Origin of the sequence: Xanthomonas melonis, from assembly GCF_020783655.1 — a bacterium.
Classification (GTDB): Bacteria; Pseudomonadota; Gammaproteobacteria; order Xanthomonadales; family Xanthomonadaceae; genus Xanthomonas; species Xanthomonas melonis.
This window is the reverse complement of sequence record NZ_JAJGQH010000016.1, coordinates 16545-34249: the sequence shown is the minus strand read 5'-3', so window position 1 is coordinate 34249 and position 17705 is coordinate 16545. Positions and strand designations below refer to the sequence as shown.

At 66.1% G+C, this 17705-nt stretch carries 14 protein-coding genes; 6 read left to right on the top strand and 8 right to left on the bottom strand.

The genetic code is table 11. The features are described 5' to 3' along the window. Window positions 1-76: 76 nt before the first annotated feature. Genes LL964_RS16080 through LL964_RS16070 form a run of 3 tightly spaced genes read right to left on the bottom strand, consistent with a single transcriptional unit; the run spans window position 77 to window position 1590 of the window. Window positions 77-559: a peroxiredoxin gene (locus tag LL964_RS16080; RefSeq protein ID WP_104588334.1), complete on the bottom strand. Its 483-nt coding sequence runs from the start codon at window positions 557-559 to the stop codon at window positions 77-79. Window positions 560-598: 39 nt separating this feature from the next. Further along, window positions 599-949 carry a ribonuclease E inhibitor RraB gene (locus LL964_RS16075; RefSeq protein ID WP_167395401.1) on the bottom strand — a complete coding sequence of 117 codons (351 nt, stop codon included), beginning with the start codon at window positions 947-949 and terminating at the stop codon, window positions 599-601. Between the two features lie 14 nt (window positions 950-963). Next, a complete protein-coding gene (locus LL964_RS16070; RefSeq protein WP_011036914.1) occupies window positions 964-1590 on the bottom strand; it encodes a glycine cleavage system transcriptional repressor in 627 nt (208 codons plus the stop codon). A 92-nt stretch (window positions 1591-1682) separates the two neighbouring features. On the opposite strand from LL964_RS16070, the gene dapA reads away from it, so the two are divergent. Beyond that, the gene (gene dapA / locus LL964_RS16065) at window positions 1683-2591 is read left to right on the top strand and encodes a 4-hydroxy-tetrahydrodipicolinate synthase (protein WP_104588335.1); all 909 of its coding nucleotides are present in this window, start codon (window positions 1683-1685) and stop codon (window positions 2589-2591) included. A gap of 16 nt (window positions 2592-2607) precedes the next feature. Beyond that, entirely contained in the window at window positions 2608-3123 is a 516-nt protein-coding gene (locus tag LL964_RS16060; RefSeq protein ID WP_104588336.1) for a hypothetical protein, read from the top strand. A 90-nt stretch (window positions 3124-3213) separates the two neighbouring features. Here LL964_RS16060 and fdxA read toward each other — a convergent pair whose 3' ends face one another. The 5 genes from fdxA to LL964_RS16035 all read right to left on the bottom strand — a co-directional run bounded on the left by fdxA (window position 3214) and on the right by LL964_RS16035 (window position 7578). Further along, window positions 3214-3537: a ferredoxin FdxA gene (gene fdxA, locus LL964_RS16055; RefSeq protein ID WP_039404267.1), complete on the bottom strand. Its 324-nt coding sequence runs from the start codon at window positions 3535-3537 to the stop codon at window positions 3214-3216. Window positions 3538-4020: 483 nt separating this feature from the next. Beyond that, a complete protein-coding gene (locus tag LL964_RS16050) occupies window positions 4021-4899 on the bottom strand; it encodes a 2-dehydro-3-deoxygalactonokinase (RefSeq protein ID WP_104588337.1) in 879 nt (292 codons plus the stop codon). After that, a complete protein-coding gene (locus LL964_RS16045) occupies window positions 4896-5807 on the bottom strand; it encodes an SMP-30/gluconolactonase/LRE family protein (RefSeq protein ID WP_104588338.1) in 912 nt (303 codons plus the stop codon). Before LL964_RS16045 ends, LL964_RS16050 begins: the two co-directional genes overlap by 4 nt. After that, on the bottom strand, window positions 5801-6949 hold the full coding sequence (dgoD, locus tag LL964_RS16040; protein ID WP_104588339.1) for a galactonate dehydratase: 1149 nt from the start codon (window positions 6947-6949) through the stop codon (window positions 5801-5803). The genes LL964_RS16045 and dgoD overlap by 7 nt, the downstream gene beginning before the upstream one ends. Further along, window positions 6946-7578: a 2-dehydro-3-deoxy-6-phosphogalactonate aldolase gene (locus LL964_RS16035; protein ID WP_104588340.1), complete on the bottom strand. Its 633-nt coding sequence runs from the start codon at window positions 7576-7578 to the stop codon at window positions 6946-6948. The genes dgoD and LL964_RS16035 overlap by 4 nt, the downstream gene beginning before the upstream one ends. 410 nt (window positions 7579-7988) lie before the next feature. Between LL964_RS16035 and LL964_RS16030 the strand changes: the two genes are divergently transcribed. From LL964_RS16030 to LL964_RS16015, 4 genes are all read left to right on the top strand, one after another. Further along, window positions 7989-8960 (top strand): LysR family transcriptional regulator, encoded by a 972-nt coding sequence (locus LL964_RS16030; protein WP_104588341.1) that lies wholly within the window; start codon window positions 7989-7991, stop codon window positions 8958-8960. Between the two features lie 260 nt (window positions 8961-9220). Continuing rightward, window positions 9221-12154, top strand: a complete 2934-nt coding sequence (locus LL964_RS16025) for a TonB-dependent receptor (RefSeq protein WP_104588342.1) — start codon at window positions 9221-9223, stop codon at window positions 12152-12154. A 454-nt stretch (window positions 12155-12608) separates the two neighbouring features. After that, complete coding sequence (locus LL964_RS16020; RefSeq protein WP_104588343.1) at window positions 12609-15332, top strand: TonB-dependent receptor; 2724 nt, start codon at window positions 12609-12611, stop codon at window positions 15330-15332. Window positions 15333-15443: 111 nt separating this feature from the next. Continuing rightward, window positions 15444-17702 carry a beta propeller repeat protein gene (locus LL964_RS16015; RefSeq protein WP_104588344.1) on the top strand — a complete coding sequence of 753 codons (2259 nt, stop codon included), beginning with the start codon at window positions 15444-15446 and terminating at the stop codon, window positions 17700-17702. Window positions 17703-17705 lie beyond the last annotated feature (3 nt).

The following is a 17705-nucleotide window of genomic DNA, read 5'->3' as shown; positions in this document are numbered from 1 at the left end:
TTCCAGGTGATGGGGCAGGGGCGAGCCATCGCGCCTGCCGGGGCAGGGCGATGGAGAGCGCGGGAAACGAGGGATGTCACTGTTTGGCGTGCGCCTTCAACGCGGCCAGCACGGCATCGGCATGGCCGGCCACCTTGACCTTGCGCCATTCCTGCACGATGCGTCCCTCGGGCGACAGCAGAAAGGTGCTGCGCTCGATGCCGAGCACCTGCTTGCCGTACATGTTCTTTTGCTTGATCACGTCGAAGGCGCGGCATAGCGCTTCATCGCCGTCGCTGATCAACGGGAAGGCGAACCCCTGCTTGGCGCAGAAGTTGTCGTGCGATTTCACCGAGTCGCGCGAGACGCCCAGCACCGCAGCGCCGGCCTGTTTGAACTGCGGCAGCAGCGCGTTGAAGTCCAGGCCTTCGGTGGTGCAGCCGGGGGTGCTGTCCTTCGGGTAGAAGTACAGCACCAGCCACTGGCCGGCGTAGCTGCGCAAGTTGGCCTGGGTGCCACCGGACAAGGCCAGCGGCAGGTCCAGGGTTGCGGCGGAAAGTTCGGTTGCGGCGTCGGTCATGGTTGCTCGGCCTGAAGGAGGGGGCAGGTCGGTGGCCGGTCAGGCCGGCCCGACGTCCATCCCATCGTAAGCGGCCACGTGGAAGCGTCTGGCGAGCGCGTCGAACTCCGCGTTGCGCTGATCCAGCGACTCCAGCGTGTGATGCTCGACCTTATCCACGTGCAGGAAGTACGACTCTTCGTCGTCGCCATCGTCTTCGTCGCGCTCGCCGAGGAAGATGTCGATGACGCGGTAGCCGTCCTTGGTCAACTGTTCGGCCAGCTGCTGCAACGGCTGCTGCGCCGGATCGGCGAAGAAGTATTCCCAGCGCAGCGCGCCGTCCAGATTCCAGTCGGTCTCCGAGCGGATGTGCTCGAACATCTGTTTCAGCGCGGACATCGCGATGGCCATGGAGAACTCCTGCCTCAGAACTTCATCGGGTCCATGATCGCGTCGAGATTGAGGTGATCACAGAATTCCAGGAAATCGTCGCGCAAGGCGGCGATGTGCATGTTGGCCGGCACGCCGATGGTCACCTGCGCCGAAAACATCTCCGCGCCGGTCTGCATGGCGCGGTAGCGGGTGCTCTGCAGGTTTTCGATGGTGATGCCCTGGCGGTCGAAGAAATCGGCCAGCTGGAACAGGATGCCGGGCTTGTCGGCGGCGATCACCTCGACGATGTACGGCAGTAGATTGGACTGCGCCTGCTTGGGGCCGGTGCGATACCACACCAGCTTCAGGCCTTCCTCGCGTTCGAGGCGGGTCAGCATGGCTTCCAGTTTGGCCACCGAATCCCAGGAGCCGGTGGCCAGCGCAGTGACCGAGACATCGCGCCCCACTGTGGCCAGGCGGGCATCCACGAGATTGCAGCCGCTGTCGGCGATGCGGCGGGTGACGGGCAGCAGGGGGGACTCCGGATGCGTCGTGTAGGCGTTGATCAGGAGGTGGTTTTCGGTCGGCGAAGGCCGGGGAGTCGAGTCAGTCAAAGGGGCTTCCGGCATTGCATCAGGCTGAATGGCCGCCCGGGCAGGCGCCCTGGCGGTGACCAGCATACTTGCCCGTGCTTTCGCGCCGCAAGTAACATGCGGGTGGTCTCAACCCGCGCCCGCGCGGGCCTTCCCTGTCACGTAAGAGCAGCAGAATCTTGTCCCTTTCCGGCATCATCACCGCGCTGGCGACCCCGTTCGGTCCCGACGGCGCACTCGACCTGGATGCCTGGCGGCGGCTGCTGGAGCAGCAGCTGCACGGCGGTGTGCAGGGCATCGTGGTTGCCGGTTCCACCGGCGAAGCCGCCGCACTGAGCGACGACGAACACGACACGTTGTTGCGTGTGGCCGTGGCGCAAGTGGCCGGACGCGTGCCGGTGCTGGCCGGTACCGGCCTGTCCGGCACCGCCAAGACCATTGCGCAGACGCGTCGTGCTGCGGCGCTGGGCGCGCAATACGCGCTGGTGGTCACGCCGCCCTACGTGCGGCCGACCCAGGCCGGGCTGAAAGCGCATTTCCAGGCGGTCGCCGATCAGGGCGGGCTGCCGGTGGTGCTGTACAACGTGCCCGGCCGTACCGGCTGCGACCTGCTGCCGGAGACGGTGGCCGAGCTGGTCGATCACCCCAACATCGTCGGCATCAAGGAAGCACGCAGCGAGTCCGAGCGGGTGGCCGCGCTGGTCGCACTGCGCAGCGACAGTTTCGTGGTGCTCAGTGGCGACGACGGCAGCGCCGCAGAAGCGATGCTGTCCGGCGCTGCCGGGTTGATTTCGGTGGCCTCCAATGCCTTGCCGTCCGCGTATCGGCGCCTGTGCGAGCTGGCCCGCAACGGCCAGCGCGAAGCGGCCCTGGCCTGGGACGCGCGCCTGAGCGAGTACCACAGTTTCTGCGGGATCGAATCCAATCCCATTCCCGTCAAGGCGCTATTGCAGCGTGCCGGGATCGGGCACGGCCTGCGCCTGCCGCTGCTGCCACTTTCTGCGGTGCACCAGCCTGCCGCCGACCGCCTTGCCGCCGACGCCATCGCGTTGGAAGCGCTTTCCAGCCGCGAAATGCTCGCGGCCTGACCCAGGAGATCTATCGATGCGTCATTCCGTTTCCCCCGTCCGCGTGCTGTCGCTCGCGTTGCTGGCGACTGCCACCGTCGCCGCCACGAGCGGTTGCAGCTGGTTCAAGAAGGGCGCGCGCGGCGACTATGCGTTGGCGCCGGAGGCCCGCCCGCTGGAAGTGCCGCCGGACCTGAACCTGCCCGATACCTCCGGTGCGATGAAGGTGCCGAGCCTGGCCTCGACCACCCAGCAGACCAACACGCCGCCGTCGGCGAGCGCCAATAGCGGCTTCACCACCCCGGGCGAGCGCGATGAGGTGTTTGCCAAGGTGGGTGCGGCCCTGGCCGAGATTCCCGGCCTGACCATCGCCAGCAAGGCGCAGATGCTCGGCTCCTACGACGTGAGCTACGAGGGCTCCAGCTTCCTGGTGCGTGTGGTGAAGGTCGAGGCGGGCAGCTACGTGTCGGCGGTGGATCCGCGCGGCATGCCGGCCACGGCGGCCGCGCCGGTGGCGGTGATTTCCTCGCTGAAGAGCAAGCTCGGCGGCTGAGCGGGTTCAGCGGTCCAGAACAGCAGAACGGGCGCTTTGGGCGCCCGTTCTGCGTTTGTGGCGGTGGCGCATTGAGCGCACCAGCGTGCCTCAGCGCTGCAGCAGCGGCAGCTTGTTCGGCTTGCCATCCCATTCGGCGGCATCGGGCAGCGGTTCCTGGCGCACGGTCAGCACCGGCCAGGCCTTGGCCAGCTCGGCATTGAGGGCCACGAAGGCTTCCTGTCCCGCCGGTACGTCGTCTTCGGGGTAGATCGCGTTGGCGGGGCATTCCGGTTCGCACAGGGTGCAGTCGATGCACTCGTCCGGATCGATGACCAGGAAGTTCGGGCCGACGTGGAAGCAATCCACCGGGCAGACCTCGACGCAGTCGGTGTATTTGCACTTGATGCAGTTTTCGGTGACAACAAAAGGCATGGCAGGATCCGGCGTTTAGCCTGTCGATTCTAAAGCAGTCGGGCGATGGGTGTGGGGTTGGTGATTTTTGGGGGGGAGCGTGCGATTTTTTGCTGCAGCAGCTGCTTACTGTCCTGCGCAGGTGGTGCCCGTCGGCTAGTGAGGTCCGGCTGACGGCGGTGCGCGCTTTGAGCGATGTTGGGTGAGTTCGTCGAGTTGGCTGTCTGCCGCCGTACCCTCACCCCAACGCCCACTCTACGCCCCGGCCCGCGCTCGCGGCGCGGGCGCTCCAAGGCACGCGCGCCGGTGGCGCGTAAGCCGTGCCTTCTCGCCCCGCAGGGAGAGGGGCTTTAGTTCCTTCTCCCTTCGGGAGAAGGTGGCGCGCAGCGCCGGATGAGGGGGCGCCGCTGCAATCTTTGAGAGTTCGGCATGATGAACGCGTCGCCACGCGCCAGCCAAGTGAATCAACGACTGGCAGCGTGATCAGATCCACTCATGCTGCTATCAAGCCAGCCTGCGCTGCCTGGCCAGCGCGAACAAGCCTGCGGCAGCCAGATCTTCCGGGTGCAACTGGCTGTCAACGCCTAGATGCTGCAACGCCAGCGCATAGCGCTGCGCCAGCACGGGACTGCCGACCAGATGCACGGTGGCGTGCGTGCCGCGCTGTTCGCGCAATTCGTGGCCGATCAGCAGGCCCGACAGGTAGGAAGGCAGCGCCTGCGCATCCAGGCGGTCGAACAGGCCCAGCGTGCGGGTGCCGAACAGATGGTGGCTGAGCCCGCCCGGTTCGGCGCTGCGCTCGATGCCGAGCAGGAACGCGGGCGCGTCGAGCTCGGCGTGGGCGTCGGGGATCAGCTTGCCCAGGATGCTGTGCTGGCTCAGCACCGCATACAGCTCGCCGGTCATGACGGTGGCGAAGTCGGTCAGCTGGCCGTGGGCGAGCGTGGCCCACTTGCTGTGCGTGCCCGGCAGGCAAGCGACGTGCTCGCCCTGGCCCAGGCTGGCGAGCAGACCGACCAGCTGGGTTTCCTCGCCGCGCATCACGTCGGGCACGCCGTTGCGTTCGCCGGTGCTGACGCCGGGCACGAACCACAGGGTGCGCCCGGGCAGCAGGTCGTCGTAGCGGCGCATCGCTGCGGCCAGGGCCGCGGTGTCGGCCGGGCAGGGCAGGTAGGCCTGTTCGACCCAGCCATTGCGGCTGCCGATCATGCCCGAGAGCAGCACCGGGCCTTCCCAGCCGTCGATCAATGCATTCAGTACGGCGGCAAAGCGGTTCTGGCAGGCGAGGATGCCGTCGCTGCCGCGGCGGTGGTCGAGTACGGCGCCGTTGGCGTCGAGCAGGTATGCGCGCAGGCTGCTGGTGCCCCAGTCGACGGCGATCATGCGCTGGCCACCCGGCTTTCGAGCAGGCCGGCGACGGCGAGGTCGCAGACGAACAGGCCGCCGGCCTCGGGCATGCGGGCCAGTTCCTCGGCGCTATGGTCCAGGCGCGAGGAGATCACATGCAGGCGGTCCAGCGCCGCGCCGCCGAAGGCGCTGCAGGTGGGGTGCTTGACCGGCAACTGCACGATCCGATCCACGCTGCCGTCCGGGCGATAGCGCACCACGCGCGAGGCACGCCATTGCGCATTCCACAGGTGGCCTTGGCTGTCGATGATGGAGCCGTCCGGCTCGGCATCGTCGCGATCCAGGGTGGTGAATACGCGGGTATTGCCGGCCTGCGCCGTTTCCGGGTCGTAATCGCAACACAGGATCTGCGGGCGCACCGAATCGCAGTAGTACATGGTGCGGCCGTCCAGGCTGAAGCAGATCGAATTGGGAATGGACACGCCCGGCAACGGCAACGCGCGCAAGCCGTGCTTGAGCGAGAACTGATAGAGCGCTCCCCGTGCGGCCTTGCTGTCGTGTTCGTCCATGGTGCCGAACACCAGGTTGCCGTGGCGGTCGGCGCGACCGTCGTTGCTGCGCGTGAGCGGGTTGTCGGCCTCGATATCGGCCAGCTTCTCGAAGGGCAGGGCATCGGCGTCGGTGCTATCCGGATCGACGATGCCGATGGCCTTGGCCAGCGCGACCAGCACGCGGCCATCGTCCATCAGGCCGATGCATCCCGGGCGATCTGGCAGCGTCCAGTAGCGCGACTGCGCAGTGGCCGGGTGATGCCGCCACAGGCGCTTCTCGCTGATGTCGACCCAGTACAGCGCCTGGCGCTGTTCGCACCACAGCACGCCTTCGCCGTGCGTGCAACGGCTGTCGACCGACAGCACGGCGGTATGTTCGGGCGTGCTCACCATTCGGCGATGCTGCCGTCGGCGTGACGCCACACCGGGTTGCGCCAGTCCGGCGGGTTCTCGTTGGCGCGCTTGAGCATGTCTTCGTCGATCTCCACACCGAGCCCGGGCTTGGGCAGGGCGGCAATGCTGCCATCGACGCAGTGAAAATCTTCTTTGTTGACGACGTAATCGAGCAGGTCGGCGCCTTCGTTGTAATGGATGCCGATGCTCTGTTCCTGCAGCACCGCATTGTGCGAGACGAAGTCCACGTGCAGGCACGCCGCCAGCGCGATCGGGCCGAGCGGGCAGTGCGGGGCGAAGCCGACGTCGTAGGCCTCGGCCATGGCGGCGATCTTGACGCATTCGGTGATGCCGCCGGCATGCGACAGGTCCGGCTGCACCATCTGGATGCCGCCGGTGCACAGCACGTTCTTGAACTCGAAGCGCGAGAACATGCGCTCGCCGGCCGCCAGCGGAATCGAGGTGCTCGCGGCCAGGCGCGGGTAGTATTCGGCCTGCTCGGCCAGCACCGGTTCTTCCACGAACAGCGGTTTGAACGGCTCCAGTTCGCGCAACAGCGCCTTGGCCATCGGCGCGCCGACGCGGCCGTGGAAGTCGATGCCGAAGTCGATGGTGTTGCCGAAGGCGGCGCGGATTTCCGCCACCTTGACCACGGCGGCGTCGACTGCGCGCGCGCTGTCGATCAGCTTCATCTCTTCGGTGCCGTTGAACTTGAAGGTGTCAAAGCCGAGCGCGCGATAGTCGGTGATCTGCTGGATGATGGCACCGGGGCGGTCGCCGCCGACCCAGCGGTAGGTCTTCATGCGATCGCGCACCAGGCCACCCAGCAGTTCGTACACCGGCACGCCCAACGCCTTGCCCTTGATGTCCCACAGCGCCTGGTCGATACCGGCGATGGCGCTCATCAGGATGGCGCCGCCGCGGTAAAAGCCGGCGCGGTACATGGTCTGCCACAGGTCGTTGATGCGCGCCGGGTCCTTGCCGACGATGTAGCCGGCCAGTTCGTGCACGGCGGCTTCCACCGAACGCGCGCGGCCTTCGATGACCGGCTCGCCCCAGCCGGTGATGCCCTCGTCGGTTTCGACCTTGAGGAACAGCCAGCGCGGTGCGGCGTGGTAGGTGGTGAGGCGGGTGATCTTCATCCTTGCAGTTCCTGGTAGGCCTGCACGAACGCGCGTGCATGCGTCTGGGTCGTTTCGAGGGATTGGCCGGGTTTGTACAGTTCGCCGCCGATGCCGGCACCGGCGGCACCCTGCGCCATGAAGCCGGCCAGGGTCTGCGGGCTGACGCCGCCGACCACGTAGACCGGGATGTGCGTGGGCAGCACCGAACGCAGCGCGCGCACGTGCGCCGCGCCATAGGTGGCTGCCGGGAACAGTTTGAGGACCTGCGCGCCGGCATCGATGGCATCGAAGGCTTCGCTGGCGGTGGCGAAACCGGCCACCACGGTCAGGCCGCGCGACACCGCATGACGAATCAGCGATGGCCGCGTATTCGGCGTGACGATGAAGCGCGCGCCGATGTCGGCCAGGGTGTCGACGTCCTCGTTGCGCAGCACGGTGCCGGCGCCGATCCAGGCGCGCTTCCCATAGGTCTGTTGCGCGAGCGCAATGCTCTGCTCCCAGCGCGGCGAGTTGAGCGGGATCTCGATCGCATCGAAGCCGGCGTCGATCAGCGCGCCGACATGGGCCAGCGTGTCTTCCGGCGTGATGCCGCGCAGGATGGCGACCAGGGGCAGGGAGAACAGGCTGGCAGTGGTATCTGAAGTCATGCGGTTACTCGCGAGAGAGCGGAAAGCGAGCATTGCCGGCCCGATGGGCCACAATGGTCGGAAGAGCGTGCGCAACTGCGCAGGCGCGGCGCCCGGAGGCGATCCGGCACCAACGCCGCGGTGCAATGCGATACGAACGGGGGCCGCGGCAGGGTGGGGCGATGCGCGCATGCGTGGCGCTACGGCCCGCAGGTGGCCGACAAGCTGCCGTCATCGTCTTGCACCTCCGCGGTTGTGGCGTGCGTGTTGCCATCCGGTCGGGATGGGTCACGTCTGTTCTGGCCGCGCCTGGAAGCGCTGAGGCTCTGGTTGCGGCGAGCGCTAGCCTCGCGCGGCGAGATATGTGCGGCAAATGAAATTTTCGGCATATTCTATTCCTCCGACGAATACACGGCCGCGACCGCACTCCCATGGCAAATTCCGGTACACCCTGGTTCAACGCAGCTCGCCTCAAGACCCGTCAGCTGCTGTTGCTGCTGCATCTGCACGAGCAACGCTCGGTGCTGCGCGCAGCCGAAGCCGCCAGCATGACCCAGCCGGCCGCCTCCAAGCTGCTGGCTGAAATGGAAGACATGCTGGGGGTGAAGCTGTTCGAGCGGCATGCCCGTGGCGTCGAGCCGACCTGGTACGGGCATGTGCTGATCCGTCGCGCCCGCGCGGCGATGTCGGAGATCGGCCGCGCGCAGGAGGAAATTGCGGCGCTGCGTGCCGGGCGGATGGGGCAGGCCTCGATCGGTACCGTGGTCAATCCCGGCACCAACCTGGTGCCGCAGGCCATTGCCGAGGTCAAGCGCGAGTTTCCGGACATCCTGGTACGGGTGGAGATGGATTACAGCCGTCCGTTGGTGGCCAAACTGCTGGACGGACAGCTGGACATCGTGATCGGCCGCATCCTCGGGCCCGAAGGCGTGGGAGAGCTGGAATTCGAGCCGCTGGCCGACGAGCCGCATTCGGTGATCGCACGTGCTGGCCACCCCCTGGCCAGCCGTGCCGGGCTGCAGCACGTGGACCTGGTGCGACATGGCTGGATCCTGCCGCCGGCCGACAGCGTGCTGCGCGCGCGGCTGGATTCGATGTTCATGGAACATGGCGTACAGACGCCGACCAACGCCATCGAAACGTCCTCGTTGCCGGTCACCTCGACCCTGTTGCGCGGCACCGACATGCTCACCGCCTTGCCGGTGGAATCGGTGGCGCCGCTGATCCAGGCAAAGCTGCTGACCGTGCTGCCGATCGAACTGGGCGTGCGCATGGAATCGTTCGGCATCATCCGGCGGCGCGACTATGTCCTGCCGCCGGGAGCCGAGCGCATTCTGCAGGCGCTGCGCACCACGGCGCGGCGCCTGTATCCCGGCTTGCGCGGGCCGGAATCCTTTGTCTGACCGAACTCTTCCATATCTATTCCTTAAATGCATACCTTGCCGTGAATTTTTCATTGGCTGACGGTAGAGCACACGCCTATATCTGTGCGCCAGATCGCACGCTGAAGCGCACGTGAAGTCGGGCAGGTGATCGGCGGCCCAGCTGCCAGGTAGAGAGAGAGCAGGCATCGGGCGCCAATGTCCGGTTCCACATTGATCACGCGGCGCATTGCTGCCGCGACAACCAGTCTTCAGTCGTTTGCGTCCTGGGAGGGATTCGGATGTACAAGTTTTCAAGCCATGCCTCGGCAGGGACGGGCGTGCGTGCGCGTCGTTTGCAGCCACTGCGTCATTCCGCCATGGCGATCAGCATCGGGTTGCTGCTGGCTGCGCCGGCGTACGCGCAGCAGCAGGCGCCATCCACGCGCGGTGGCGCGTCCAATACCGGCGCCAGCGCCGTGGACCTGGATACGGTCGAGGTGCGTGGCGTGCGCGCCAGCCTGATCAAGTCGCAGGTGATCAAGCGCGATGCCGCGCAGATCGTCGATTCGGTCAGTGCCGAAGACATCGGTGCCTTGCCCGACCGCAGCGTCACCGAGACGCTGCGGCGCGTCAGCGGCGTGACCATCGATCAATTCGCTGCGCGCAGCGATCCCGATCACTTCTCCGCCGAAGGTAGCGGCGTGATGATCCGCGGTCTGACCCAGGTGCGCGGCGAACTCAACGGGCGCGACATCTTCAGCGCCGGTAGTGGCCGTGGCCTGAGCTTCGAGGACGTTCCGGCGGAACTGATGGCCGGCGTGGACGTGTACAAGAATCCGTCGGCCGAAATCATCGAAGGCGGCCTGGGCGGCACGATCAATCTGCGCACGCGCATGCCGTTCGACAATCCGGGCCGGATCATCGGCGGCAACGTCGACGTCAACTACGGCGACATGAGCAAGAAGTACAAGCCGTCGGCATCGTTCCTGTTCAGCGACCGCTGGCAGACCGGCGTGGGCGAAATGGGCTTCATGTTCGATATCGCGCATTCGGAACTGGCCACCCGTTCGGACGGCATCCAGACCGAGCCGTACGTTCGCCGCACCGATGCGCCAGTGCTGGCGGGCAGCAATCGTAGCGAGGTCTACGTGCCGGGCGGCGTCAACTGGCGGCAGCTGGACTACGAACGCAAGCGCAACGGCATCGCGGCCTCGTTCCAGTGGCGTCCCAGCGATTCCACCGAGATCTATGCGCAGTACCTGCGGTCGCGCTACGACATGAACTGGCAGGAGCGCGCGGCGTTCTTCAACGATGGCACCAACAACATCGTTCCGGCGCCGGGCACCACCTTCCGCTACGACCAAGATGGCGTGTTCCAGAGCGGCTCGCCTTCTTCCAACTCCTGGCGTGGCCTGCTCACCGGCGACGGCGTGCGCTTCAACACCGACAACCGCTACTCCGCGCAGCGCACCACCACTTCGGATCTGTCGGTGGGCTTCAGCCATTACCTCAACGACAACCTGCAACTCAAGGGCGATCTGCAGCTGGTGCAGTCGGAGAACGACCAGCTGGATTTCACCGTCTTCAGTGCGATCTACCTGCCGGGGCTGAGCTACGACGTGTCCGGCCGCTATCCGCGTATCACCATTGCCGATCCGGCGTTCGCGGGAACCCAGTCCAATTATTTCTGGGCTGCGGCGATGGACCACCTCGGCAGGAACGAGGGGCGCCAGTTCTCTGCGCGCGTGGACCTGGAATACACCTTCCAGGACAGCGACTGGTTGCGCTTTGCGCGCTTCGGCATGCGCTCCACCGACCGCAACCAGATCAACAAGAACTCCGGCTACAACTGGGGCGTGCTGTCGGACAACTGGGCCGCGGTGCCGGGCACGCCCAACGGGCTGGCGACGATGTCGCAGTTCCTGCCCAACGAGTCCTCGCAGTTCGCCTTTTCCAACTTCTTCCGCGGCAAGGTTGCCGTTCCAAGCAACCTGTACTTCCCCAACGGGGGGCTGGCCACCAACTACGCCCGGGCTTCGCAGCTGCTGTCGCAGCAGATCGTCGCGCTGCGTGGCTCGGGTTGGGCGCCGGACATGTATCGGCCCCAGGACACCAACAACCAGTTCGAACGCACCCAGGCCGCCTACATGGTGGTGTACTTCGGCAACGACGAAGCGTTGGGGGTACCGGTGGACGGCAACGTCGGCGTGCGTGTCGTGCAGACCAAGGCCGAGGCCGAAGGCTTCGGCCAGTTCCAGGACATGAGCCAGCTCAACGTGACGCCGGAGCTGCAGGCGCGCTACCGAGGGCAGTACTTCGAGAACAATTCGCAAGGCAGCTATACCAACGTGTTGCCCAGCCTCAACCTGCGCGCGCGCCTGACCGATTCGCTGCAGTGGCGTGTCGCCGCTTCCAAGGCGATGGCGCGACCGGACTACACCCAGCTGCAGCCGTTCATCCTGCTGTCGGTGGATACCGATGCGTCGGGCAATCCGATCGGCTTCGTGGGCTCGGCCGGCAATCCCATGCTCAAGCCGATGCGGGCCAATCAGTTCGATACTGCGCTGGAGTGGTACTTCGATACCAGCGACATGCTGTACGCCACGCTGTTCTACAAGAAGGTGAAGGACTACTTCGCCACCCAGAACCGCACCGAGATCTACGACAACCGCGAGTGGCTGGTGACCCGGCCGTACAACATGGACGAAGGCACCATCCGTGGTGCGGAGCTTGGCTACACGCAGTTCTTCGATTCGCTGCCGGGTTGGTTGAGCGGATTCGGCGTCAATGCCAACTTCACCTTCGTCGACAGCCGGGGCGGCGTGAACACTGCGACCGATCCGTACACGCGTACCAACGTCACCGGGGTGCAGCTGCCGCTGGAGGGTTTGTCGCGGCGCAGCTACAACCTGGCCGGTATCTACGAGAAGGGACCGCTCTCGTTCCGTCTGGCCTATAGCTGGCGCTCGCGCTACCTGCTGACCACCAGCGACGCGGCCACGCGCCTGCCGACCTGGTCGGACGACTACGGCCAGCTCGACGGCTCGTTCTTCTATCGTTTCAACGAACATCTGCAATTGGGCGTCCAGGCCAACAACCTGACCAACACCGAGACCAAGGTGTTGATGGGGCCGACGTCGTATGCCGACGGCGCGGTGGACACACGCTTGTATACGCGCAGCCAGTTCGTCAACGACCGGCGCTATTCGCTGGTGCTGCGCATGAATTGGTAAGCCACACAGTCTCGCTCCATGCATCGATCCTTCGATGCATGGAGTGGTGGTGCGAGCATGGCCCTGCGGGTTCTGCGTAGTTGCATGGCGGCCACGCGCCGCAGGGCGGTGGGGATCCCGTGGTGGGTACCGCTCCCGCACTGTGCGCGCAATTGCACGGTCGCGCCCGCCACTGCGATACTGTGGGCCATCACCGATGATGTCGGGAGGCGCAAAGCCTCTCGGCAACGCTATGTAATTTGAGAATACGTTTACACGAATAATTCATTGGTGCGGCATTGCAGCCGCATCCTATGCTCCCGGCGCACCAGCCAGGTAGGCCGCTTCAGGTCTACCACGCATCCAGCGACCGCGGCCAACGCCGCACGGATGCGGGCCAGCGACAACGACAGGGCGGGCACTCACGCACCAGCCCGGAAAAATCAGTAGTACATGCGTCCTGGGAGGGAGCTCCATGTCATTGCAACATCGCCACATTCCGGCAGGCCGGACTGTGGGTCAGCGTTCGATCCGTGATTTCCGCCGTTCGGTGATGGCTGTCAGCGTGGCTGCGCTGCTGAGCGCGCAGGCCTATGCGCAGGACGCATCGGTTCCTGCCGCGCCGGCCTCCGAGGCCACCACCCAGCAGCTGGACACGGTGCAGGTCACCGGCACCCGCAGCAGCGTCACCAAGGCGCAGCTGGTCAAGCAGAACGCCGAGCAGATCGTCGATTCCATCGTTGCCGAAGACATCGGCAAGCTGCCCGACAACAACGTCGCCGAAGCGCTGCAGCGCATCTCCGGCATCCAGATCTCGCGCAACTACGGCGAAGGCAGCTCGATCGCCATTCGCGGCCTGACCCAGGTGCGCACCGAGCTCAATGGCCGCGACATCTTCACCGCCAACGACGGCCGTGGCCTGAGCTTCGAGGACGTGTCGGCCGAACTGCTCGGCGGCGTCAATGTGTACAAGAATCCGTCGGCCGACATGATCGAAGGCGGCCTGGGCGGCACCGTCGATCTGCGTACGCGCCTGCCGTTCGACTACGACGGCCGCAAGATCGCCGGCAGCGTGCAGTACAACCATTACGACCTGGCCGACGACGGCAAGCCGGCGTTCTCGGGTCTGTTCAGCGATCGCTGGCAGACCGGCATCGGTGAGATCGGCATCCTGGTGAATTACTCGCAGCAGAAGAGCCCGTTCCGCCAGGACACCATTTCGATCGAACCGTGGTTCGTGCAAACCGATCTGCCCGGCTTTGCGGGGCAGGGCGTAGCGGTGCCGCGCGGCGCGGGCATCAACACCACCATCGGCGAGCGTGAGCGCAAGACCGGCGCATTCGCGATGCAGTGGCGCCCCAACGATGCAGTGGAGGTCTATACGCAGGTCCTGCGCTCGGACTACGACTTCAGCTGGCACGACTATTCGTTCTTCGCGCTGACCGGTGGCACCCCGATCCAGGGTTTGCCGGGCATCCAGGTCAATGGCCGCAACGAGTTCGTCAACGGCTCGTTCCAAAACGTGCCGACCGAATCCAACACCAGCCTGACCGAGCGGCATTCGGTGACCACCGATTACTCGCTGGGCGCCAAGTGGACGGTCAACGAGAAGCTGACCCTGAGTACCGACTTCCAGTATGTCGATGCCACCACCAAGGGTACGCGCTACATCGTATCCACCGGTCAGGACACCAGTCCGCAATTCAATGTGGACTTCCGCGGCGATCTGCCACGCCTGTCGGTGACCGACGCCAGCGGCGCGGAAGGTTACCTGGCCGACGTCAACAACTACGACGGCTGGCGCTGGCATCTGGACAACAAGGACGACAACACCGGCACCGAGTTCGCCTGGCGGTCGGACATGGACCTGGCGTTCGACAGCGACTTCGTGCGCAGCTTCAAGGCCGGCGTGCGTTACACCGATCGCGATGCCGAGACCAAGGGCAACGTATGGCGCTTCATGTGCCTCAACGACTGCTCCGGCACGCCGTTCTCGCAGTTCCCCAGCATCGCGCTGACGACCAATCCGATCACCGATTTCTTCCGTGGGAAGAGCAGCACCTTCGGCCCGACCTTGACCGCTGCCGATTCGGTGGTGGCCAACTACGAGCAGAGCCTGGCGACCTTCGGAGCCACCCCGCTGCAATTTGCGCCCAACAACATCAACACGCAGAACGAGAAGACCTACGCCGCCTACGGCGTGCTGCGCTTCGGTGTGGACGGCGATATCCCGTTCGACGGCAACATCGGCGTGCGCGTGGTGCGCACCGAGGTCGGTTCGCAGGGCGTGCGTACCGGTACCGACGCCGAAGGCGGCGGCCTGATCCCGGTGGATGCCCAGCAGACCTACACCGACGTGCTGCCGAGCCTGAACCTGCGTTGGATGCTGAGCAACCAGTTGCAATGGCGCTTCGCCGCTTCGCGCGGTATTTCGCGCCCGACCTTCGATCGCCTCAATCCGAACCTGAGCCTGAGCACCGGCACATCGTCCAGTGGCGCCTCGACCTTCACCGGCAACGCGGGTAACCCGAGCCTGGAAGCGGTCAAGGCCGATCAGTTCGATACCGCGCTGGAGTGGTATTTCGGCCAGGGCTCGATGATGTACGGCACCGTGTTCTACAAAAAGGTGGAAGGCTTCATCGCCAACGCGGTCTTCAATGAGGTGTACGACGGTCAGGTGTGGCAGATCACCCGTCCGGTCAACGGCGATGCAGGCAGGATCCGTGGTGCGGAACTGGGCTACACGCAGTTCTTCGACTTCCTGCCGGGCTGGTTGAGCGGCTTCGGCCTGCAGACCAACTACACCTATGTCGACAGCGAGGCGCCGAGCCCCACTGCCACCGACACCAACGGCCAGGCCCTGACGGTGCCGTTGGAAGGCCTGTCCAAGAACAGCTACAACGCGATCCTCAGCTACGAAAACTCGCGCTTCCAGGGCCGTGTGGCCTACAACTGGCGCAGCGACTGGCTGGTGACCACCGCGGGCAACGGCACCGGCAACCTGCCGGTCTACAACAAGGGTTTCGGCCAGCTGGATGCCTCGCTGCGTTTCAACCTCAATGAAGTGTGGTCGATCTCGCTCGATGGCGTGAATCTGCTCGATACCCGTCGCGAGAGCTATCTGGGTGTGGAGTCGCGCTACCGCGACTTCGTGATCAACGATCGTCGGTATGGCCTGACGTTGCGGGCCAGCCTGTAGAACGCGCCGTAGGAAGTGCGTCTCCGGTCCGGCGAGCTGTGCAGGCAGCTCGTCGGACCGGTGTTTTTCCTGTCGATGGCCTTGCCGTCGATCGCGAGGGGAGCCGGAGGAATGATCACCTTGATCGATCCGCCTACTAAGCGCCGCCTTTTCGCAGCACATGCGTGGCTGACTACCGTTCGCCTGACGCTGGTGTTGCTCTTCGTGACATCCGTAGCCCCCGCGGCCGAGCCCGCTGTACCGGCGCCGTATCACTGGCGCAGCGTCGCCATCGGCGGCGGCGGCTTCGTCACCGGGGTGCTGTTCCATCCCGCCGAGCGCGATCTTGCCTATGCCCGCACCGATGTCGGTGGAGCCTATCGCTGGGATGCGGGTGCACAGCAGTGGGTGGCGCTGACCGATTGGCTGGGTGCCGACGACTGGAACCTGATGGGGATCGATGCGTTCGCTGTCGACCCTGCCAACCCCGAGGCCATCTATCTGGCGGCGGGCACCTATATGCACGAACGCGCCGGCAATGCCGCCGTGCTGCGCTCGTTCGATCGCGGCCGCAGCTTCCAGCGCACCGCGTTGCCGTTCAAGCTGGGCGGCAACCAGCTCGGGCGCGCCAACGGCGAGCGGTTGGCGGTGGACCCGCACGACGGGCGGGTGCTGCTGCTGGGCTCGCGCGACGCCGGGCTGTGGCGTAGCGACGACCGTGGCGCGCGGTGGTCGCGGGTGACCACGTTTCCTGCCGATGCCTTTGCCGGCGCGAGCGCGCGCAACCATGTAGGACAGGCGCAGGCGGTGGGCATCGCCTTCGTGGTGTTCGACGCGGCCAGCGGGAAGGCCGGCGCACCGACGCCGCGCATCTATGTCGGCGTGTCCACCGAACAGACCAGCCTGTACGTCTCCGACGATGCCGGCCGCACCTGGTCCGCAGTGGCCGGGCAGCCCCAGGGGCTGCGCCCCAGCCACATGGCCGGCGGCAGCGACGGACACTGGTACCTGAGCTATGGCGACCAACCCGGCCCGGACCTGATGGCCGGCGGCGCGCTGTGGAAGTACAGCCCGGCGCAGGCGCGCTGGGATCAGATCAGCCCGCTCGCGCAACCAGCCAGCGGCGCTGGCTTCGGCTGGGGTGCGGTGGCGGTGGATCCGCAGCAGCCGCAGGTGATCCTGGCCAGCACCTTCCGCCGCCACACCCCGCGCGACGAGGTGTTCCGCAGCACCGACGGCGGACGCAGCTGGGTACCGGTGCTGGCTGGGGCACGCTTCGATCACAGCACCGCGCCCTGGACCGCGCAGGCCACGCCGCACTGGATCGGCGCGTTGGCGATCGACCCGTTTGACCGCAATCACGCGCTGTTCGTCACCGGCTACGGCATCTGGGCTTCGCGCAATCTGCACGAGGCCGCCGGCAGCGGGCAGCCGGTGCAGTGGTGGTTCCAGGACCGCGGGCTGGAAGAAACCGTGCCGCTGGATCTGCTCAGCCCGATGGCCGGCGCGCACCTGCTCAGCGCACTGGGCGATATCGACGGCTTTCGCCACGACGACCTAGACACCGCGCAGCTGCAGTATCGCGGGCCGCGGCTGACCAACGGCGAGAGCATCGATGCGGCCGGGCAGAAGCCATCGACGGTGGTGCGCAGCGGTACCGTGCGCAATCGCCGCAACAACGAAATCCGCGCGCTGTATTCGCACGATGGCGGAGCCCACTGGAGCGCGTTCGCCAGCGAGCCGCCGGCCGGGCAGGGCGCCGGCACGATCGCCATTGGCGCGGATGCGGCGCAGGTGGTGTGGGCGCCGGAGCATGGCGGCAACTGGCGCAGCTCCGATTTCGGCAGGCACTGGCAGCGCGTGCAGGGGCTGCCCGATACCGCCGTGGTGGTGGCCGATCGGGTCGATGCGCGGCGCTGGTATGCGGTCGATGTCGCCAGTGGCCGCCTGTACGCGAGCACCGATGGCGCGCTCAGCTTCCGCGATACCGGGCAGCGGGTGGGCGACCCGGCGCGCGATGGGCGGACCCGCCCGCAGCTGCGCCCCGACCCCTGGCGCGCAGGCGTGGTGTATCTGAGCAATCCCTCGCTGGGGGTGATGCGCTGGCGCGATGGCCAACTGCAGACCTTGGCGAGGCTGGACGAAGCGCGTTCGCTCGGTATCGGCAAGCCAATGCACGACGGGGCGCCGCCGGCGCTGTATCTGGCAGGACGCGTGGCCGGCGTGGATGGCATCTTCCGCTCCGACGACGAAGGCGCGCACTGGCTGCGCATCAACGACGACGCGCACCGCTTCGGCAGGCCGTACAGCGTGACCGGCGATCCGCGTCTGCCGGGCCGGGTGTACTTTGCCACCGGCGGGCGTGGCATCTTCTACGGCGATCCGCAATGAGCG

Coding starts and splice junctions, on each gene's coding strand:
- LL964_RS16035 (WP_104588340.1), bottom strand. CDS start 7,578: ATGACTTCAGATACCACTGCCAGCCTGTTCTCCCTGCCCCTGGTCGCC.
- LL964_RS16025 (WP_104588342.1), top strand. CDS start 9,221: ATGTACAAGTTTTCAAGCCATGCCTCGGCAGGGACGGGCGTGCGTGCG.
- LL964_RS16070 (WP_011036914.1), bottom strand. CDS start 1,590: ATGCTGGTCACCGCCAGGGCGCCTGCCCGGGCGGCCATTCAGCCTGAT.
- LL964_RS16030 (WP_104588341.1), top strand. CDS start 7,989: ATGGCAAATTCCGGTACACCCTGGTTCAACGCAGCTCGCCTCAAGACC.
- LL964_RS16015 (WP_104588344.1), top strand. CDS start 15,444: ATGATCACCTTGATCGATCCGCCTACTAAGCGCCGCCTTTTCGCAGCA.
- LL964_RS16080 (WP_104588334.1), bottom strand. CDS start 559: ATGACCGACGCCGCAACCGAACTTTCCGCCGCAACCCTGGACCTGCCG.
- LL964_RS16060 (WP_104588336.1), top strand. CDS start 2,608: ATGCGTCATTCCGTTTCCCCCGTCCGCGTGCTGTCGCTCGCGTTGCTG.
- dgoD (WP_104588339.1), bottom strand. CDS start 6,949: ATGAAGATCACCCGCCTCACCACCTACCACGCCGCACCGCGCTGGCTG.
- LL964_RS16075 (WP_167395401.1), bottom strand. CDS start 949: ATGGCCATCGCGATGTCCGCGCTGAAACAGATGTTCGAGCACATCCGC.
- fdxA (WP_039404267.1), bottom strand. CDS start 3,537: ATGCCTTTTGTTGTCACCGAAAACTGCATCAAGTGCAAATACACCGAC.
- LL964_RS16020 (WP_104588343.1), top strand. CDS start 12,609: ATGTCATTGCAACATCGCCACATTCCGGCAGGCCGGACTGTGGGTCAG.
- LL964_RS16045 (WP_104588338.1), bottom strand. CDS start 5,807: ATGGTGAGCACGCCCGAACATACCGCCGTGCTGTCGGTCGACAGCCGT.
- LL964_RS16050 (WP_104588337.1), bottom strand. CDS start 4,899: ATGATCGCCGTCGACTGGGGCACCAGCAGCCTGCGCGCATACCTGCTC.